The sequence below is a fragment of the Rhodococcus sp. P4_F3_2 genome (assembly GCF_056401335.1).
The window spans coordinates 1-587 of record NZ_JBFUJN010000134.1; the positions used below are offsets into that span (position 1 = coordinate 1).

The 587-nt window shown below is 41.1% G+C and carries 1 protein-coding gene; it reads left to right on the forward strand.

What is annotated here, in order from left to right; translation table 11 throughout:
• Nucleotides 1-587: carboxypeptidase regulatory-like domain-containing protein (locus tag AC1DWA_RS33100; RefSeq protein WP_477917673.1), on the forward strand; the 587-nt coding region annotated here is incomplete at both ends.

Here is a 587-nt window from a genome sequence, read left to right on the forward strand (position 1 = left end):
GTGGAAATCCGATTACAGGATCAAATATCTTTATCCGTTTATTTGACGAGAATCAACTCCTTATACAATCAATAACAGCGTTGTCTAATGGTACATTTACCATTTCAAATTTAGCACCAGGATCTTATTCCATTAGTGCAGAAGCTTCTGACTTTGGAGTAAACACTATTTCTACCATAGTTGTGGCTAATCAAGCCACCTCTGTTACAATTCCATTGACTCCAACCCCTGCCATAGTAACAGGGCAAGTTTCAAGCCAACAAACAAGCACGTCACTTCAAGGTGTTTCAGTAACAGCAGTAATAAATGGGCAGGTCTCCGCAAATACTGTGACAGACCTTAATGGAAACTTTCAGCTTACCAACCTACCAGCAGGGGAAGTTACTATTATAATATCAACACCAAATTTCGCAACGGAGACACAAACGTTAACTCTTACACCAGGAGAAACAGTATCTAGAGATGTTTCCCTTACTCCTCTTCCAGGTACAATTACAGGTACGATTACTAATGAGCAAACAGGTGCCCCAGTTCAAGATGCCATCATTACAGTTCGCCAATTCTCGCCAGCTGGACCTATAGTGACA